This window comes from Bradyrhizobium sp. CCGB20, assembly GCF_024199855.1.
In the GTDB taxonomy this organism is placed as follows: Bacteria; Pseudomonadota; Alphaproteobacteria; order Rhizobiales; family Xanthobacteraceae; genus Bradyrhizobium.
Window position 1 is genome coordinate 5,282,180 of the sequence record NZ_JANADN010000001.1, and the last position, 14,986, is coordinate 5,297,165.

At 62.4% G+C, this 14,986-nt stretch carries 14 protein-coding genes; 6 read left to right on the forward strand and 8 right to left on the reverse strand.

Annotation, left to right across the window (positions count from 1 at the left end):
* Positions 1-11: 11 nt before the first annotated feature.
* Entirely contained in the window at positions 12-2,420 is a 2,409-nt protein-coding gene (locus NLM15_RS24500) for a TonB-dependent receptor (RefSeq protein WP_254120012.1), read from the reverse strand.
* An 84-nt stretch (positions 2,421-2,504) separates the two neighbouring features.
* Entirely contained in the window at positions 2,505-2,879 is a 375-nt protein-coding gene (locus tag NLM15_RS24505; protein WP_254120013.1) for a DUF2946 family protein, read from the reverse strand.
* A 482-nt stretch (positions 2,880-3,361) separates the two neighbouring features.
* Here NLM15_RS24505 and NLM15_RS24510 point away from each other — a divergent pair, with 482 nt between their 5' ends.
* From NLM15_RS24510 to NLM15_RS24525, 4 genes are all read left to right on the forward strand, one after another.
* Positions 3,362-3,766 carry a globin gene (locus tag NLM15_RS24510; protein WP_254120014.1) on the forward strand — a complete coding sequence of 135 codons (405 nt, stop codon included), beginning with the start codon at positions 3,362-3,364 and terminating at the stop codon, positions 3,764-3,766.
* A gap of 139 nt (positions 3,767-3,905) precedes the next feature.
* A complete protein-coding gene (locus NLM15_RS24515) occupies positions 3,906-4,928 on the forward strand; it encodes a sugar ABC transporter substrate-binding protein (RefSeq protein WP_254120015.1) in 1,023 nt (340 codons plus the stop codon).
* A gap of 6 nt (positions 4,929-4,934) precedes the next feature.
* Positions 4,935-6,437: a sugar ABC transporter ATP-binding protein gene (locus tag NLM15_RS24520; RefSeq protein ID WP_254120016.1), complete on the forward strand. Its 1,503-nt coding sequence runs from the start codon at positions 4,935-4,937 to the stop codon at positions 6,435-6,437.
* 12 nt (positions 6,438-6,449) lie between these two features.
* Complete coding sequence (locus tag NLM15_RS24525; protein WP_254120017.1) at positions 6,450-7,478, forward strand: ABC transporter permease; 1,029 nt, start codon at positions 6,450-6,452, stop codon at positions 7,476-7,478.
* A 316-nt stretch (positions 7,479-7,794) separates the two neighbouring features.
* Here NLM15_RS24525 and NLM15_RS24530 read toward each other — a convergent pair whose 3' ends face one another.
* Positions 7,795-8,718: a LysR substrate-binding domain-containing protein gene (locus NLM15_RS24530; protein ID WP_254120018.1), complete on the reverse strand. Its 924-nt coding sequence runs from the start codon at positions 8,716-8,718 to the stop codon at positions 7,795-7,797.
* Between the two features lie 551 nt (positions 8,719-9,269).
* Here NLM15_RS24530 and NLM15_RS24540 point away from each other — a divergent pair.
* A complete protein-coding gene (locus tag NLM15_RS24540; protein WP_247327519.1) occupies positions 9,270-10,088 on the forward strand; it encodes an alpha/beta fold hydrolase in 819 nt (272 codons plus the stop codon).
* Positions 10,089-10,417: 329 nt separating this feature from the next.
* On the opposite strand, the gene NLM15_RS24545 is transcribed toward NLM15_RS24540, so the two are convergent.
* The 4 genes from NLM15_RS24545 to NLM15_RS24560 all read right to left on the reverse strand — a co-directional run bounded on the left by NLM15_RS24545 (position 10,418) and on the right by NLM15_RS24560 (position 13,323).
* Positions 10,418-10,831: a hypothetical protein gene (locus tag NLM15_RS24545; protein ID WP_254120019.1), complete on the reverse strand. Its 414-nt coding sequence runs from the start codon at positions 10,829-10,831 to the stop codon at positions 10,418-10,420.
* 442 nt (positions 10,832-11,273) lie between these two features.
* Entirely contained in the window at positions 11,274-11,963 is a 690-nt protein-coding gene (locus NLM15_RS24550; protein WP_254120020.1) for an L-2-amino-thiazoline-4-carboxylic acid hydrolase, read from the reverse strand.
* 48 nt (positions 11,964-12,011) lie between these two features.
* Positions 12,012-12,398 (reverse strand): RidA family protein, encoded by a 387-nt coding sequence (locus NLM15_RS24555; RefSeq protein ID WP_254120021.1) that lies wholly within the window; start codon positions 12,396-12,398, stop codon positions 12,012-12,014.
* Between the two features lies 1 nt (position 12,399).
* A complete protein-coding gene (locus tag NLM15_RS24560) occupies positions 12,400-13,323 on the reverse strand; it encodes a VOC family protein (protein ID WP_254120022.1) in 924 nt (307 codons plus the stop codon).
* A 76-nt stretch (positions 13,324-13,399) separates the two neighbouring features.
* Here NLM15_RS24560 and NLM15_RS24565 point away from each other — a divergent pair, with 76 nt between their 5' ends.
* Positions 13,400-14,023 carry a LysR family transcriptional regulator gene (locus tag NLM15_RS24565; RefSeq protein WP_254120023.1) on the forward strand — a complete coding sequence of 208 codons (624 nt, stop codon included), beginning with the start codon at positions 13,400-13,402 and terminating at the stop codon, positions 14,021-14,023.
* 454 nt (positions 14,024-14,477) lie between these two features.
* On the opposite strand, the gene NLM15_RS24570 is transcribed toward NLM15_RS24565, so the two are convergent.
* A complete protein-coding gene (locus NLM15_RS24570; protein ID WP_254120024.1) occupies positions 14,478-14,696 on the reverse strand; it encodes an antitoxin VapB family protein in 219 nt (72 codons plus the stop codon).
* Between the last annotated feature and the right edge of the window lie 290 nt (positions 14,697-14,986).

Sequence of the window (14,986 nt, forward strand, 5' to 3'; positions counted from 1 at the left end):
GCGAGCCCGGATCATCTGAACGCCACCTTCATACCCGCAACGAACAAGCGCGGCGAGCCCGCATAGATCGAGCCGGTCGTGTTTGCGAGGACGCTCGCAGGATTTTGAAGGCCTGCCGCCGTCACTGTGTTGGCGATGTTGTTGGCTGACGCAACGTAGGTACGATCGAACACGTTCCTGACTTCGAGGAACAGATTCAGGGATCTGAACGTGTCGGACACCAGATCGGTCGCGTAGTGGACGTTCACATTGACCAGCTCATAGCCCGGCGCTTTCAGCAGGTTTGCGTTGTCCATGTAGAAGGAGTCCTTCCACTGAACCTCGACAAAGCCTCCGAGGCCCGCCAGCGGCCCGGCGAACTCGTCGTAGCCGATGCGGGCCGTCAGCTCGTTGGGTGAGATGCCGGGAATCTTGTTGCCGGCCCGGTTGAAGCTGAACACCGCGCCATTGGTGATGTTCTCGACATATTCGGTGTAGACCTCGTCGAGATAGGTGTACGCCGCCATGAACCGCCAGCCCGGATAGAACTTCCAGTCGGCCGCAAGCTCGACACCTCGGTGCTCCGAGCGCGGCGCATTGAACGTATAGCTCGTGTTGGGTGAATTGGCAGGCGTTGCCTGCGATACGAGTTCGTCGCGGAAGAACTCGTAGAAGCCGGTCGCGCTGACCTTGAGCGTGTTGTTTGGTGACCAGTCGAAGCCGAGATCGTAGCCCAGATTTTTCTGCGCCTGGAGCTGTGTATTGTTGCCCGACTGCCCGTTCGCCAACACGAATAGATTTGAAACCTGCGGCGTACCGTACCCCGTGGCAACCCTGCCCCGGAGCAACCATTCGCTGTTGATCGTATAAAGCAAGGCCAGCTCGGGCGCCGTATTCTGGAATTGCCTGTCCGCGGCCGTGATCTTCAAAGGATCCAGGACGCCCGTCGGACCGGAGTAGCTGTAGGCCGTGTTAATGCCCTTCAGGACGGTCTGCTCCCAGCCGATGCCGACAACGCCGAGCAACGATGGTGTCAGCCTCAGTTCCTCCCGCGCGCGGACGCCGTAGTTGGACGTCTCGCTATAGAGATTGTTCGTGAGCCTGCCGAGCGTCGCGTTGCCTCCCGGCATCACGTTCCGCGTATCGCTCGAGGCCGTCAGGGTATTGTAGAACGCGCCGAAGAACGTCGTCGACTCCAGCCCGAGAATCTCGCCGCGCCTGGTGACGTCGCTCATGAAATTGTACGAAGGAAAATCTCCGAACGCGCTGGTCGTGCCGGTCGGCTGGCTGATATTCCGGTCGTCGAACACGAACTGGTTGCGCCAGGTGGTGGTGTTGTCGAAATCGTGCTCCCACCGGCCGCCGACGATGGTGCGGCGGTCGTTGCGACCAAGCCCGGCCTGCACGGCCGTCTCCTTGTCGGTTCCGGCGGTTGCATTGAAGCCGTTGTTGAACAGCGTGACCGTGCCGCATCCGGCCGCGGCCGAGACGCCGGTCGCACAGCCCTGCTGGAACGGGTTCTGATAGTACTGGTTCAGCGACTGCCGGATCGGCAACCGCGTGCTGAGATCGTTGTTGATGATCTTGACCGTGAAGCGGTCGTCCGGCGTCGCCTTGAGCGTGCCGAGGAAGTTGACGGTCTGCGTATTGAACCAGCTATTGCCGATATAGCCGTCGCCCCGCGCATCGCTTGCAAACAACGAGCCTTCGAAATTGCCGACCTTCTTGCCGGCGGCGAGGTAGTTGTTGAGGTAGCCGTAGCTGCCACCGTCGACGCCATATTCGACGCCATCGATCGTGCCGCCCGGCCGTGTCCGGAAATTGAGCGCGCCGCCGGTCGCGTAGTTGCCGTAGAGCGCCGACGACGGTCCTCGGACCACGTCGATGGCGCCGTAAGCGCGGGGATCGATCAGGTCGCTCCGCGACAGGCCGTCCGGCTGCGTCACCGGAAAACCGTCGTCGAAGATCACGAGGTTGCGGATGCCGAAGCCGTTCCTCGCGTTGGATCCGCGAATCGAGATGCCGAAATCGCGCGGGCCGTTCCCCTGCTTGATCGAAATGCCCGGACTGTCCCGCAGGACATCGTTGACCGAAAACGCGGGGCGGTTGACGAACTGGCTGCGATCGATCGTCGTCGCGGTCTGGCCGGCAGGCGCCTGATTCAAGCCGGCTCGCGCTGCACTCGCCGTCTCGGTCGTGTTCTGGGTCGGCGCGCCGACACTTGTGCCCGGCGTAACGGGCCTCGCCGCGCGGCCCGCCGAAGCGGATCGCTGGCGCAGAGACCGGGTCACAGGTTTGGCACGGGCGGCCTGCGGCGCCTCGACGGTCACCGCGGGAAGCTCGGTATTGCTGGCTTGGGCAAAGGCTCCGCTCGACGACGCAAGCAGCGCGGCCTGAACGGCAACGACGCTCACGCCACGGCGGGCATGACAACGTAACATGAGGCATTCCTGACGCCGGCTTTCTCTCCGGCCATTCGACATCATCAATCGCCAGCGGGCGGACCGCGGCGACACTGAGGGTCGTCAGGAAATTTGAGGCGGTGCGCGTGCCTGGGCGCTTGTGCCCTTATGGATCGCGACGGCGGATACGTCCGCCGCGTGCCACACCACGCGCTCGGCGTGGCGGAAGGGAACGGCGAGCGCAACGTGCGGCGGCGAATCGAGCGATGTCCCCGCCTGCGCCAGACAGCAGAGTGCGCAGGCGCCACCATGCGCGGTCGGCGTGCCGGTCCGGTCGTTCAGGCCGCCCTGCTCGCTCGCGCTGTGGCAGATGACGCTGGCCGACAACGGATCGGCCACGGCCTGGCCGGCCGCCAGACAGGCGGCGATCGGCGCCAGCACCTGCATCGCCAGGGCGAGCAGGACCAGAGGTAGGAATTTTTGCAGCCGTGCGCGCATCCACCGAACCGTTCGTTCGTGCGCCAACTAAACACCTCGCCGGGACCTGAGTCGAGGTCAGTTCCGCCGCCTTCTTGGTCCAGCGCAAATTTCTTGAAATCTGTGGTCCGGCCGCCGCGCCGGGGGTGAAGTCCGGCATTTGAGGCAGCTTGGCAACCCTGCCCCATCCACAGATTTCTTATATTTGTCATATGCTTACAAGGTCGAGAGCCCGAACATTTCGTCAATTGCTCGAATTTTGAACATTCGTTGCCGAAAATGATGACAAGTGAGAAAAGTTGATCTAGCATCCCTCTTGCTCAGGCCTGACCGCGAGGTCGAAGTCTGGTGGTCCAAGTCTCGGGAGGAGCCCCTGGCGCGCAAAACGCAGCGTCGCCCCGTCAATCAAGAGCAAATCTTAGAATCGGGGATAATAGGGTCGACACAATTTTCGAGCGGGGCCAGGGCCCCGCTCTTTTTTTGCCCGCATGGCTGAAGCGCCGATGAATGCTTCCTCCAGTCCGATCGAAAACAGCTTCGAACTTGCGGCCGCGCGCTGCGCTGATCTCACGCCGCTCGTCTATCGACGCCTGTTCGAGCAGCATCCGGAAGCGCAGACGATGTTCCGGTCGCAGGGCAGCGAGCTCGTGAAGGGATCGATGCTTGCGCTGACGATCGAGGCAATCCTCGACTTCGCCGGGGAGCGTCGTGGGCATTTCAGGCTGATCGCCTGCGAGGTCGCCTCGCACGATGGCTACGGCACGCCGCGCGAGCTGTTCATCGCCTTCTTCTCCGTGATCCGGGATACGCTGCGCGACCTGCTCGGCGATGACTGGTCGCCGGACATCGCCCAAGCCTGGGATCAACTGCTGGTCGAGATCGGCGCCTTCGCCGCCATCCCGGCCTGACGCTTTGCGCTGCACCAACGCGGGCTGCGGCGATCCCGCGACTGATTGCAGATTGAGTGGCAACAACTCTTGTGAGAGACTTTCGGACATCGGTTGCGCAAGCAATGACGCGCCGACGAAAAATATATGGGAGCGAGCGATGTCCGGGACGAAAGATTTCTCGACGACGAGGCGCGATCTTCTTCAGGCGGCAGCGACCGCCGGCGCCGCGACTGCCCTCTTCGGCAGCATGGGCATAAACCCCGCATTGGCAGCCGAAGTCGGACGATCCGAGAAGCCGCTGAAGGCGGCATTCTCCAACGCGGGCCTCCAGGCCACCTGGTGCGCGCAGGGCAAGCAGGCCGCGGAATTCTGGGGCAAGCTGTTCAACGTCGAAGTCACCTGGTTCGACGGCCAGCTCGACGCGGTGAAGCAGCGCGCCGCGATCGACAACATGGCCTCGCAAAAGTGGGACTTCGTCGCGATCCAGGCTTTCGGCATCGGCACCCTCACCCAGCCCGTGCAGAAGATGATCGACGCCGGCACGCCCGTGATCGACATGGACACGCTGATTGCGCCGCTCGACCAGATCAACGTCCACTCATTCCTCGCGCCCGACAACGAGTTCATGGGCGCCTCGGTGACGCAGGCGCTGTGCAACGCCATGGGCGGCAAGGGCAAGATCATCATGACGCAAGGCGCGCTCGGCCATACCGGGGCGCAAGGTCGGGCGAAAGGCTTCAACACGGTCGTCAAGCAATTCCCCAACATCGAGGTGCTCGACACCCAGCCGGCCGACTGGGACGTCTCCAAGACCGCGCGGCTCTGGGAAACCTATCTGACGAAGTATCCGCAGATCGATGCGGCGTTCTTCCACAATGACGACATGGCGCTCGCCGCCGCCAACATCATGAAGGCCCGCAATCGCACCAACATCCTGATCGGCGGCGTCGACGCCATGCCGCCGGCGATCCAGGCGGTGAGCGAGGGCCGCATGTACGCGACCGTCCGCAATCCCTCCTGCCGCATCCATGGCGGCGCGATCATCGCGGGTGTGTCCGCCGTGGTCGGCGGCGAGAAGAGCGGACAGGGAATTCCCAAGAACGTCGTCACCGACGGCCCGGTCGTCACCAAGGCCAATGCCGCCGGAATGCAGTGGATGCAGGATCACTTCCTGATCTGAGCCTCCATGCGAGAGGATCGTTCGCCCATCCTGGAACTGCAAGGCATCACGAAGAGCTTCGGCGGCGTCGAAGCACTTCGTGGTGTCGATTTCGCGCTCTCACCCGGCGAGATCCACGGTCTCGTCGGCGAGAACGGCGCCGGAAAAAGCACGCTGATGAAGATCATCGCCGGCGTGCACAGCGAATTCTCCGGCCGCTTCCTGATCGACGGGAAGGAGACGCATTTCCGCTCGGCCCGCGATGCGCACGCAGCCGGCATCGCCATGGTGCATCAGGAGCTCAGCGTCGCGCCCGACCTCACGGTCGCCGAGAACGTGTTCCTGGGCAACCAGCCGACCAACGCCCTCGGCCTCGTGCAATGGCGGCGGATGGCGCGCGAGGCCGGCGAGCAGCTCGCCCGCTTCGGCATCGACGTCGACCCGATGTCGCGGCTGGGTGACTTACCCATCGGGCTGCAGCAGCTGATCGAGATCGCGCGCGTGCTGTTCTCCGGCGCCCGCATCGTCATCCTGGACGAGCCGACCTCCGCCCTCTCCCCGCCCGAGGTCGAGCGCCTGTTCGCGACGCTGCGGCGCTTACGCGAGGAAGGCACAGCCATCGTCTTCATCTCGCATTTCATCGAGGACATTCTTCGCGTGTCCGACACGGTGACGGTGTTCCGCAACGGACGGAAGGTCGCCGAGACAGCAAGCGCCGCGACCAGCAAGGGCGCGCTGATCGAGGCCATGATCGGCCGCGGCGGCGAAGCGCTCGAGCACAGCTACACCGATGACCTCATGCTGCCACGGCCGAGCGACAGCTCCGTGGTCCTGAAGGTCGACCAGCTCTCGCTCGCCCGCAGCCTGAAGGACATCTCCTTCGAGGCCCGCGCCGGCGAGGTGCTCGGCATCTACGGGTTCATGGGCTGCGGCCAGCAGGAGCTGTCGCGCATCCTGTTTGGCAAGCTGAAGCCTGATAGCGGCACGCTCGCCGTCGAGGGCAGGCCCCAAACCTTCGCCAGCACGGCGGCGGCGCGGCGTGCCGGCGTGGCGCTGGTGCCGGAGAGTCGGCGCGACATGCTGTTTCACCAGGAGCCGGTCTACAAGAATATCTCGATCAGCATCCTCGACCGCATCTCGTCCCTGCTGCTCAAGCCGGCGCAGGAGCGCGACATCGCCAAGCGCCAGGTCGAGCAGTTGCAGATCAGGCCGCCGGTGGTCGGCCTCGACCTCGGCATGCTCTCCGGCGGCAACCAGCAGAAGGTGGCGCTGGCAAAATGGCTGACCTATCCGCCGAAGCTGCTGGTGCTGTGCGAGCCGACTCGCGGCATGGATGTCGGCGCCAAGAACGACGTCATCAACATCGTCCGCGACCTCCGCGCCAGGGGGCTCGCGATCATCGTGCTGTCGACCGAACCGGAAACGGTGCTGTCGCTGGCCGACCGCATCCTCGTGCTCAAGCGCGGCGCGTTGGTCCGGGAATTCAGGAACGAGCCGGTCAGCAAGGACCGCCTGCTGGAAGCGGCGTGACGGAGAAGCACCATGGCGAGCAGTGAGACAGTTCCAGCGGCGGGTGCGCGGGCGCGGGGCCTTGCGCCCTTCCTGCGCTCGCAGATGCGCAACATCGCACCGTTCCTGACGCTGATCTTCCTGTCCGCCTTTTTCGCGTTTGCCAGCCCCTCCTTCGCGACGCTGGACAATCTCGGCAACATCCTGACCCAGGTGTCGGTGACGGGCATCATCGCCGTCGGCCTCACCTTCGTGATCCTCTGTGCCGAGATCGACCTGTCGATCGCCAGCATCGCCAACGTCACCGGCATCGCAGTCGCCTACTTCACGCTGCAGGAATCCTACGTCAACATCGCCAACATCCCGCTGCCCGGCGCAGTCGCGATCATCCTGTCGATCCTGCTCTGCGCCCTGCTCGGCATGGTCAATGCACTGGGGCTGACCGTGATCGGCATCCCCTCCTTCATCATGACGCTGGCGATGATGCAGATCGCGGCCGGCATCTCGGCGCTGCTGGTGCGCGGCCAGATCGCCTACAAGGTGCCCAGCCTGATCACGACGCTGGGCTCCGGCTCGATCGGCGGCATCCCATGGATCGTCATCGTCGCCGCCATCATGCTGCTCGGCGGCCATCTGGTGCTGACCTACACGCGCTTCGGCCGCTACGTCTACATGGTCGGCGGCAACCGCGAGGCGGCCGAATATTCCGGCCTCAACGTCAAGCTCATCCTCGGCGCGGTGATGGTGATCTCGGCGGTGTGCTCGGGCATCGGCGGCATGCTCGGCGTCGCCCATTTCGGCAGTGCGCAGCAGAACGAGTTCGACACCTACCTGCTCGACTCCATCGCCGCCGTCGTCGTCGGCGGCACCAGCCTGTTCGGCGGCCGCGGCGGCATCGGTAACACCATCGTCGGCCTGTTCGTGCTCGGTGTCCTTAACAACGGCCTCGACCACGTCAACATCGACAGCTTCCTGAAGATCCTGATCCGCGGCCTGATCCTGCTGGCGGCGCTGGTGATCAACGTTTACGCGCAGCGGCTAAGGGAAAAAGCGGCGGAGTAAATCGCCCTCAAAACAAAAAGATGCGAAAACAACCCCATACACAGTAGAAACTGCAAGGAAGTTCAGCCGCTTACCAAGCCGGCAATTGCGTGAGTCCGACCGCGCCGGCGCTTTGACTCGTCGGGCAAAACAGGAGCATGATGTCATCATGCCGCCGTGCCCTTAAGGCCGATGGGCTCCGGACCGCGCGATCCAAACTCCGTCATTGCGACCCCTGAATTTGCTTCCGCTTTCGGCGGCATAGCGGACTTGGCCGGGCTTGCTGTTGGCTAGACCCGGTCGCGAATGACCCGAAGCGGACGTTTGACGCTGCCGGCTATTGAGCTTCAACGTAGCGTATAATGCTCTGGTTCTGAACGCTTGCGACCAATTCATCCGCGCGGGACAAAAGCCGACGAAGCAAGGGCGACGGATTTGCTCGATTGTACCCCAGTGCCAGATCGACCGTTGGAGTGTCGCCCTCGAGCGCTCTGGCAACGACGTTCGGTGCCAGCATGTTCTGCGCATAGAGGGGTACGAGACTAATTCCGCCCGTGGAAGTCACCAGTGACATGGCCGATGAGATGTTTTCGCCTTCGTACTTCGCCTTCAGAGTAATACCGACCCTAGATGCGTAGTTTTGTATGACCTCTTGCAAGACCGGAGACGTTCTTGCCGAGCTAACGTAGATCTCGCGGGCGAGATCTTGAGGACGAATCTTCTTGCGGGATGCCAGATGATGTTCGGCCGGCAGCACGGCGATCAAGGGCTCCTTCGCCAACATCTTGAAGACGACGCCCTCGTTGTCTTTCTCGGGGCGAAGGAAAGCTATGTCCAACTTTCCCCGCACCAATGCGAGCGCGAGTTCTGGTGAAGACTGTGTGCTGAGCGTGACTTCAACATCGGGCGCTTCCTCGCGGAGGATGCGCAGAAGCTGGGGGAGCCACATCACCTCCAACCCGACGAGAAAACCCATCGAGAGGACGGGCCTTTGCGGTAGCGCCGTCTGCCGGGCCCCCTCCGTTGCCGCCTCAACCTGCAGCAGCGCCAGCCGCGCGTGATCAAGAAACACTCTTCCGGCGGCGGTCAGCGTCACGCCGCGCGCCTGGCGATCCAATAACTGAACGCCGACCTCGTCTTCCAGATCGCGGATCTGCCGGCTCAGCGATGGCTGAGAAGTGTTCAGTCGCCGTTGGGCGGCCGTCAGCAGGCTGCCTTCTTCAGCGACGGCAACGAAATAGCGCAGGTGCCGGAGCTCCATGACCCCCTCGTATATCTTCCAGGCATAGCTCGAAGCCTACAAGGTCTTGGTCATCGGCTAAAGAGAGATTTACCGTCGCGCAGTCTGCAACCAGAAAGGGACAAAGAACAATGTCGACGCCGAAGCCCAGCATCGTCTTCTGCCATGGCCTTTGGGCCGATGGCTCCTGCTTCAGCAAGGTGAGGCAAACCTGACAGTGAGAGACCCGACCGGTAAAGCTTCTACTTCGGGTTTTTTCGAAAGACGTAGCTGTGTCCTTCCATCACCATGATGAGGTTTGTAGTCGCGACCGTGCTTCGGCAAGGTGATCCCGACCTTGCAAGCCGATGGCCACGAAGTGATCGCCGTTCAATACGGACTCAACTGCTACGCGGACGACATCGAGACCGTGAAGCGCACGTTGGGTCGGCGGTCGGGTGTTGCCAAGGCAATGACTCTACGGGGCCGCAATTCTAAAACTCTGCCCGCGAAATTGAGTAACGCGTGGCTCAATAGATCAATTAATCGCTGTCCTTTCAATAAATGTCTGACAGCGCAGATGGAGCGACTCGATGTCCACGATCACTACTAACGACGGTGTAAACATCTTCTACAAGGATTGGGGATCAGGTCAGCCGATCGTCTTCAGCCACGGTTGGCCGCTGACAGCGGACGACTGGGATGCCCAGATGACGTTCTTCCTTCATCACGGGTATCGGGTGATCGCCCACGACCGGCGCGGCCACGGCCGGTCCGACCAGCCCAGCACCGGCAACGACATGGACCATTGGGTTGACGACCTCGCGGCCCTGACTGAACACCTCAACCTGCGCGACGCGATCCACATCGGGCACTCGACAGGTGGCGGTGAGGTGGCTCGCTATGTCGCTCGCCACCAGGAGCGCGTCGCGAAGGCGGTTCTGGTCGCTTCACTGACGCCGAACATGTACCGGAGCGAGAACAACGCGTCCGGTCAACCGCCGGAGTGGTTCGAAGCGATCCGGGCAGGCGTGCTGGGCAACCGGTCGGAATTTTACCGTTTCGTCCCTGAGAATCCGTTCTACGGGTACAACCTCGATGGGGCCAAGCCTTCGGAGGCAATCATTGCGAACTGGTGGCGTCAAGGCATGGCCGGCGGTGCTCTCGCTCACTACGCGACTGTCGACTCTTGGCTCGAAGATTATACTGAAGACCTCAAGAAGATCACCGTGCCGGTGCTGGTGATGCATGGCGAGGCTGATCAAGTCGTCCCGTTCGCAAGTTCCGTGCCGCGTGCGGTCGACTTGCTCAGGAACGGGTCGCTGAAGACCTATCCCGGCTACCCCCATGGCATGCTAACCACGCATGCGGATGTCCTCAACCCCGACCTGCTCTCGTTCATCAGATCTTGACGACATCTATCATCCATCATCCCTTCCCGCACGAAGGAGATGCCGTTTGCAAGGCGGCCTCTCCTTCCAGTTCAAGAGACAGTATGCGACAGCCGCTTTTGGCCTTCGCTGACCTTGTTGGCCGTCCGCCGACCGTCAGCATTTGACCCGAAGGCGAAGTCGCCGCTGTCCGTATGCATGTCCGTTAATCGGGGGCTGAGCCGAACCGTTACGCTCGCGGCGAGTCTTTCGGTTGACGAGTGCGGCCCATCGCCTGGATATATCCAATACGTCGCTGAGCGAGGCGACCGATCATACGTCAGGCGGCAGTGGATGGCATTGTGGCCAGATCAGTCATTCACGCCGATGTCCGTAAAGAGGAACCCCGTTGGCGTCTTGGTAAAGACGTAAATGGTCTCGCCGCAGAAAATGGAGTAATAGTCATTTTTGTCTTGATCGCGATCGTAGACGGCCTTGCCGCGCTGGATACACGCGCGATCTTTCGCCTTGAACGAAGTCCGATAGGTCTTGGCGCGAAATTGCGCGGCGTCGCGAATTGCGCTGTCGTTCATGAACGGCAATCGTGTCATACCGGCGACGGCGGCGGGGTCGTTTGCTTTCAGCGCCGCGCGAAACTTCTCGATGAAGCCATCGAATTCCTTCTGCAAGGCAGGAGAAGCGACGGCGTTCTTCGGCGCCGCGGCGACGGCTGGAGCAAGGTTCACGAGGGCGGTTGCAAGCATAATTCTCAGCAAAAATTTCACGGGTTGGCTCCGTCCATCTACCAATCAAAAGTCTTCCAAATCCATGATGTTCTGTCGCGTCAAGGACTTTCTGGTTCACCGGCGCAGCGTTGACCCCGCCCAGGCGTGGACCGACAGCATTCGCCGGAGCATGCGCTGGCATGTTTTGCCGCACCTGTTTAATGCAGAAATTGGCCCGAAGCCGTCCGCGAGGGCAGAGCAGATCGTGTCCGCTTTGCCCCGAAGCGGAGGGCATTATGGCCAGCGGTCAGGTGAACCGCGCAAACAGGCCGAACACATGGCCGCTCCGACCAACGCCGCAAAGTGAAGATTCTCCTTGCCAACCGGGAGCCGTCCACACATGGCCCATCGCGTCATTTCACTGCGATGCGCAATTTGATCGCTACCGGGGCATAGCGGACTTTCGCGAGCCGTCAGCGCGGCCGGTCTATGGGTTCACGGCCTATTCCGAAGGAAGCCGCGAGAACCGGAAATTGCAGTGGCTCGCGCCGCCGGCCAGCGTCTGTGTCCTTTCCAGGCGGATGCCTCGCGTTGCATAGGCATCGAAATCCAGCCCGCAAATGTTCGGCAGGATGTCCTTGTCTCCATGGCGAGCCGCGAATTTGCAGAAGCCGCAAGCCTTGTAGTTGATGCCGAACTCAAAACTGTCACCGGGACCAGGCTCGACGAAGTCGTAGACGAAATCCTCCGGAAACTGCTGCTGATGGCTTTCTGTCACGCTTTTCGCAGCCTGCTCGCGCAGCAAGGCCTGGTTCTCAAGCGACATGAACTGACGCCCCGCGGCCAGACGTTCCGCCTCTCGCACCGTGAGCAATTGCGCCTTGTAGGTTTCCCGCTCGATCTCGCCGATGACGGACAGCGGCACGCCGTGTCGGTGGAGCACACGGCTGATCGCCATGAAGCCCATGAGACGCATGAAGAAATCGCTCATGCGGCTCGCCGCGCCTCCGACATAGGGCATCTGGGTGAGCACGAACTCGAATTCGTCCATCACCTCCCCCCTGATCCCGTCAATGTCGGAGAGATGCGCACGCTCGCGGAGCATCGCCGCGGCAAGGTCGAGCCGATGGCACATGGCGGCCTCCATTGCGCCGCGGTGCTGCTCGTAGAAGGGATGGACGGTCTCAGCCATTGGACACCCGCATCATCCGGCTTTTTGAAAGGTCGACGAAGCCTGGTTTCATTCCGCGGCGATCGCCTCGATCTCCAGCAGCCATTTGCTGTCAACGGTCTCGGCGACCACGACCGTCAGCGCGGGCTGATGCTCGCCGAGCTTCGCACAACGAATGGTACGGTTCGTCACGAGTTGACTGCGGTCGGTCAGGAACGTGGTGACCTTGACCAGATGCTCGACGCCGAGGCCGGCGGCGGCGAGCACCTCGATGACGTTGCGCCAGGCCTGCTCGCATTGCGCCTCAAAACCTTCGGGCACGGTGCCGTCGGGTCTCTCAGGCACCTGGCCGCTGATGAACAACAGGCGGCGATGCTGCGTCAATTCAAGTCCCATGCAGTAGCCGGCGGCGGGAGCGTGGACCGTTGCGGGATTGTGGCTGGCGATGTGAGCCATGTCAGTTTGCCTCCTGTTCGACGAATTCGAGCGCCAGACCATGCGCGGTGGCGGGTGGCACCAACAGCACGGCACCGGTCATCGCGAAGCCGACGCCATTGTGTTTCAGCGTTCGCCTTGTCGCATCCAGATCAGCGACCGCCAGACGCGCCGCGCAAAAGCGCGGCGAAGCGCTGTTCGCGAGGCCCGGTAACCGGCGCGCCAACTCGGACGGGCCAAGCAAGGTGATATGATTGCCGGGCTCGCCAATCGTCAGCCGCCCGGGCGCAAGCTCGGCCGTGCCTTCCGTGAGGCGCTCGAGGAAATCGCGATGCGCCGCTGGCTCCGCCGCCGACATCACCACCTCGACCACCCGGACGGCGCCGTTGGGATGACGCTGATACTGCGCCTTCCAGAACAGTTCCGGCGGGTGACGCTGCTGGCAGGTGAAGAACGCGATCCCGGGCATGGCCGGATCGGTGGCAAAGGCCAGCGAAAACGCGACGCGCGCCGTGCCTCCGCCCGGGAGCACCGCGTCGCGGCCGAAATCGAACGGAGCATAATCGCCGATGCGGGCGGCCCTGAAACGCGCGGCATCGGCATGGGCGTCGGTGCTGTGCAAGACCAGCATCGACATCCCTTCGGCGGTCTCAAGAAAATCGCGGTTGTGGGCCGCGAAGCTGAAATGACCCGGCGTGGCTGGCGGCACCAACGCATTGTCGGTGACGGCCAGCAACTCCACAAAATTGTCGGCGAACTGCGCAAGGCGGTTGCTCGTTCCGAACGGGTGCACGCCGGTCGGCGTGAGGTTGAAGCCCAACGTCTGCCAATCCAGCGCAGCCTGTTCCAGATCGTGGACGCAAATGACGAGATGATCTAAGCGACGGGGCATTGGGGGTCTCCGGATTGCGGGCCGACCGTATCCCGCGATGACGGCGTCGATCAAAGCATTGTTGCTGCGGTTCAGCCCAAGAAAATCTATTGCAAGGCCGCGGCCTATCAGTGTCAAACTGCGAGCCGCGATGACCTACACCCTTCCGCCACTCAACGCGCTCCGCGCATTCGAGGCCGCCGCGCGGCATCTCAGCTTCAAGCTGGCCGCGCACGAGCTGCACGTGACGCCCGCCGCCGTGGGGCAGCAGGTGAAAGCGCTGGAGGCGCGCCTCGGCGTGCAGCTGTTCGAGCGGCTGCATAAGCAGCTCATCCTCACCGCGGCCGGTCAGGCCTATCTGCCCGGGGTCTCCGAAGGCTTTCGCCAGATTGCGGACGCGACCTCGCAATTGAAGCCGGAAGGTGCGGTGCTGTTGCAATTGGGAGTCCATGGCGGCATCGACCTGCGCCGCCTCGAGTTGGCGGAGTTTCGCGGCGCACACGCGGACATCGGTTTACGGGTGCTGCAGCCCGCCGGCCTGCACGAGCTGGTCGAGGGCAAGGTCGACCTGCTGATCGCCCGCGGCGTTGGCCACCATCCGGGTTATCGCTGCGACCGGGTCGATGAGGGATCAGGTCCGGGTGATTGGCTGATTGCGCCTGAAGGCACCGCGGATTGCCCCGAAATCGTCAGCTTCCGCAAATGGCTGCGCACCCTGCCGGCCGAGAACGCGAGTGCAAACCGCCGCCCTCGTCTGGTCGGCATCAGACGATAGGCTCGACCGGCAATCCATAGCCTCACCGCTGCGACGTTGGACACGTCGGGCAAAACTGGATCAAGAGCATCATCAGCCGCCGCCAAACTTGGATGGATCATCGTAGGCAGGAGGATCGTCGTGATCGGTCCGCAGCCCTCCCGGAACGGAATCGTCGCGATAGATGCGCACGCCGCCCGGAGTGACATAGCTCGGGGTGACAGCCTGGCCAGGACGCGTGATGGCTTGTCGCGAGTTGTGATGCCACCTGGGGGCGGCGTTCGCAGAACAACACGACGCGATCACAAGGCATAATCCCAAGACAAAACGCATTGCATTTTCTCCAGGCAGCTAGCCCTGTTCTATGTAGTGCGCGCGCCGCTCCCTGCTTTCACGTTTGAACGACGCTTTTGGCCCAAAGCTGCCCTCCAGGGGCGCTCGGGCCAACGTCTGCAAGCAGTCCTCCCGTCGGCAGCTACAGCAAGCCGCGCTTGTGCTGGGTGATGATGATAACGCGGATGATGCAGTCCGATATTGACTCGCCGGGCCGCCGCACCTTGTGCAGCCGTCGCCACGTTTCCTCATCGATCGGTATCTGCCATTTGCCGCTTGCTAGGCGCTGTCCGGTATTGTCGGACGGGAACTCGGCCGCAATCAGAGCGCGGCACTCGTCGGTGATTTCAATATCCGGCATTCTTGGTGGCTCTCGCGGACGGTGTGGTCGCGCGCAGCCCTCGCCCGATCCGGAGAGATCAGCCAGTTAAATCGCGGTAACAACCGATCCATCCGAAGCCAATGCCGGTCATCCTGAGCATGGACGAGGAGCGCGACATCTGGACGCGGCCCGCGTAGGGTGTGGCGGCGCACGGATGGACGACCTGCTGAATATTGGGAGGCGCGGCGCGGACAAAGAAGATCATTCAATGACTTGGGTTCTCATGCCCGTAAACATGACGCTGAGTGTGCGGGGCGCTCGTCGTTGCC

Bases quoted from the DNA above. Each gene is read 5' to 3' on its own strand.
- NLM15_RS24500 (WP_254120012.1), bottom strand. From the start codon at position 2,420: ATGTTACGTTGTCATGCCCGCCGTGGCGTGAGCGTCGTTGCCGTTCAG.
- NLM15_RS24505 (WP_254120013.1), bottom strand. From the start codon at position 2,879: ATGCGCGCACGGCTGCAAAAATTCCTACCTCTGGTCCTGCTCGCCCTG.
- NLM15_RS24510 (WP_254120014.1), top strand. From the start codon at position 3,362: ATGAATGCTTCCTCCAGTCCGATCGAAAACAGCTTCGAACTTGCGGCC.
- NLM15_RS24515 (WP_254120015.1), top strand. From the start codon at position 3,906: ATGTCCGGGACGAAAGATTTCTCGACGACGAGGCGCGATCTTCTTCAG.
- NLM15_RS24520 (WP_254120016.1), top strand. From the start codon at position 4,935: ATGCGAGAGGATCGTTCGCCCATCCTGGAACTGCAAGGCATCACGAAG.
- NLM15_RS24525 (WP_254120017.1), top strand. From the start codon at position 6,450: ATGGCGAGCAGTGAGACAGTTCCAGCGGCGGGTGCGCGGGCGCGGGGC.
- NLM15_RS24530 (WP_254120018.1), bottom strand. From the start codon at position 8,718: ATGGAGCTCCGGCACCTGCGCTATTTCGTTGCCGTCGCTGAAGAAGGC.
- NLM15_RS24540 (WP_247327519.1), top strand. From the start codon at position 9,270: ATGTCCACGATCACTACTAACGACGGTGTAAACATCTTCTACAAGGAT.
- NLM15_RS24550 (WP_254120020.1), bottom strand. From the start codon at position 11,963: ATGGCTGAGACCGTCCATCCCTTCTACGAGCAGCACCGCGGCGCAATG.
- NLM15_RS24555 (WP_254120021.1), bottom strand. From the start codon at position 12,398: ATGGCTCACATCGCCAGCCACAATCCCGCAACGGTCCACGCTCCCGCC.
- NLM15_RS24565 (WP_254120023.1), top strand. From the start codon at position 13,400: ATGACCTACACCCTTCCGCCACTCAACGCGCTCCGCGCATTCGAGGCC.
- NLM15_RS24570 (WP_254120024.1), bottom strand. From the start codon at position 14,696: ATGCCGGATATTGAAATCACCGACGAGTGCCGCGCTCTGATTGCGGCC.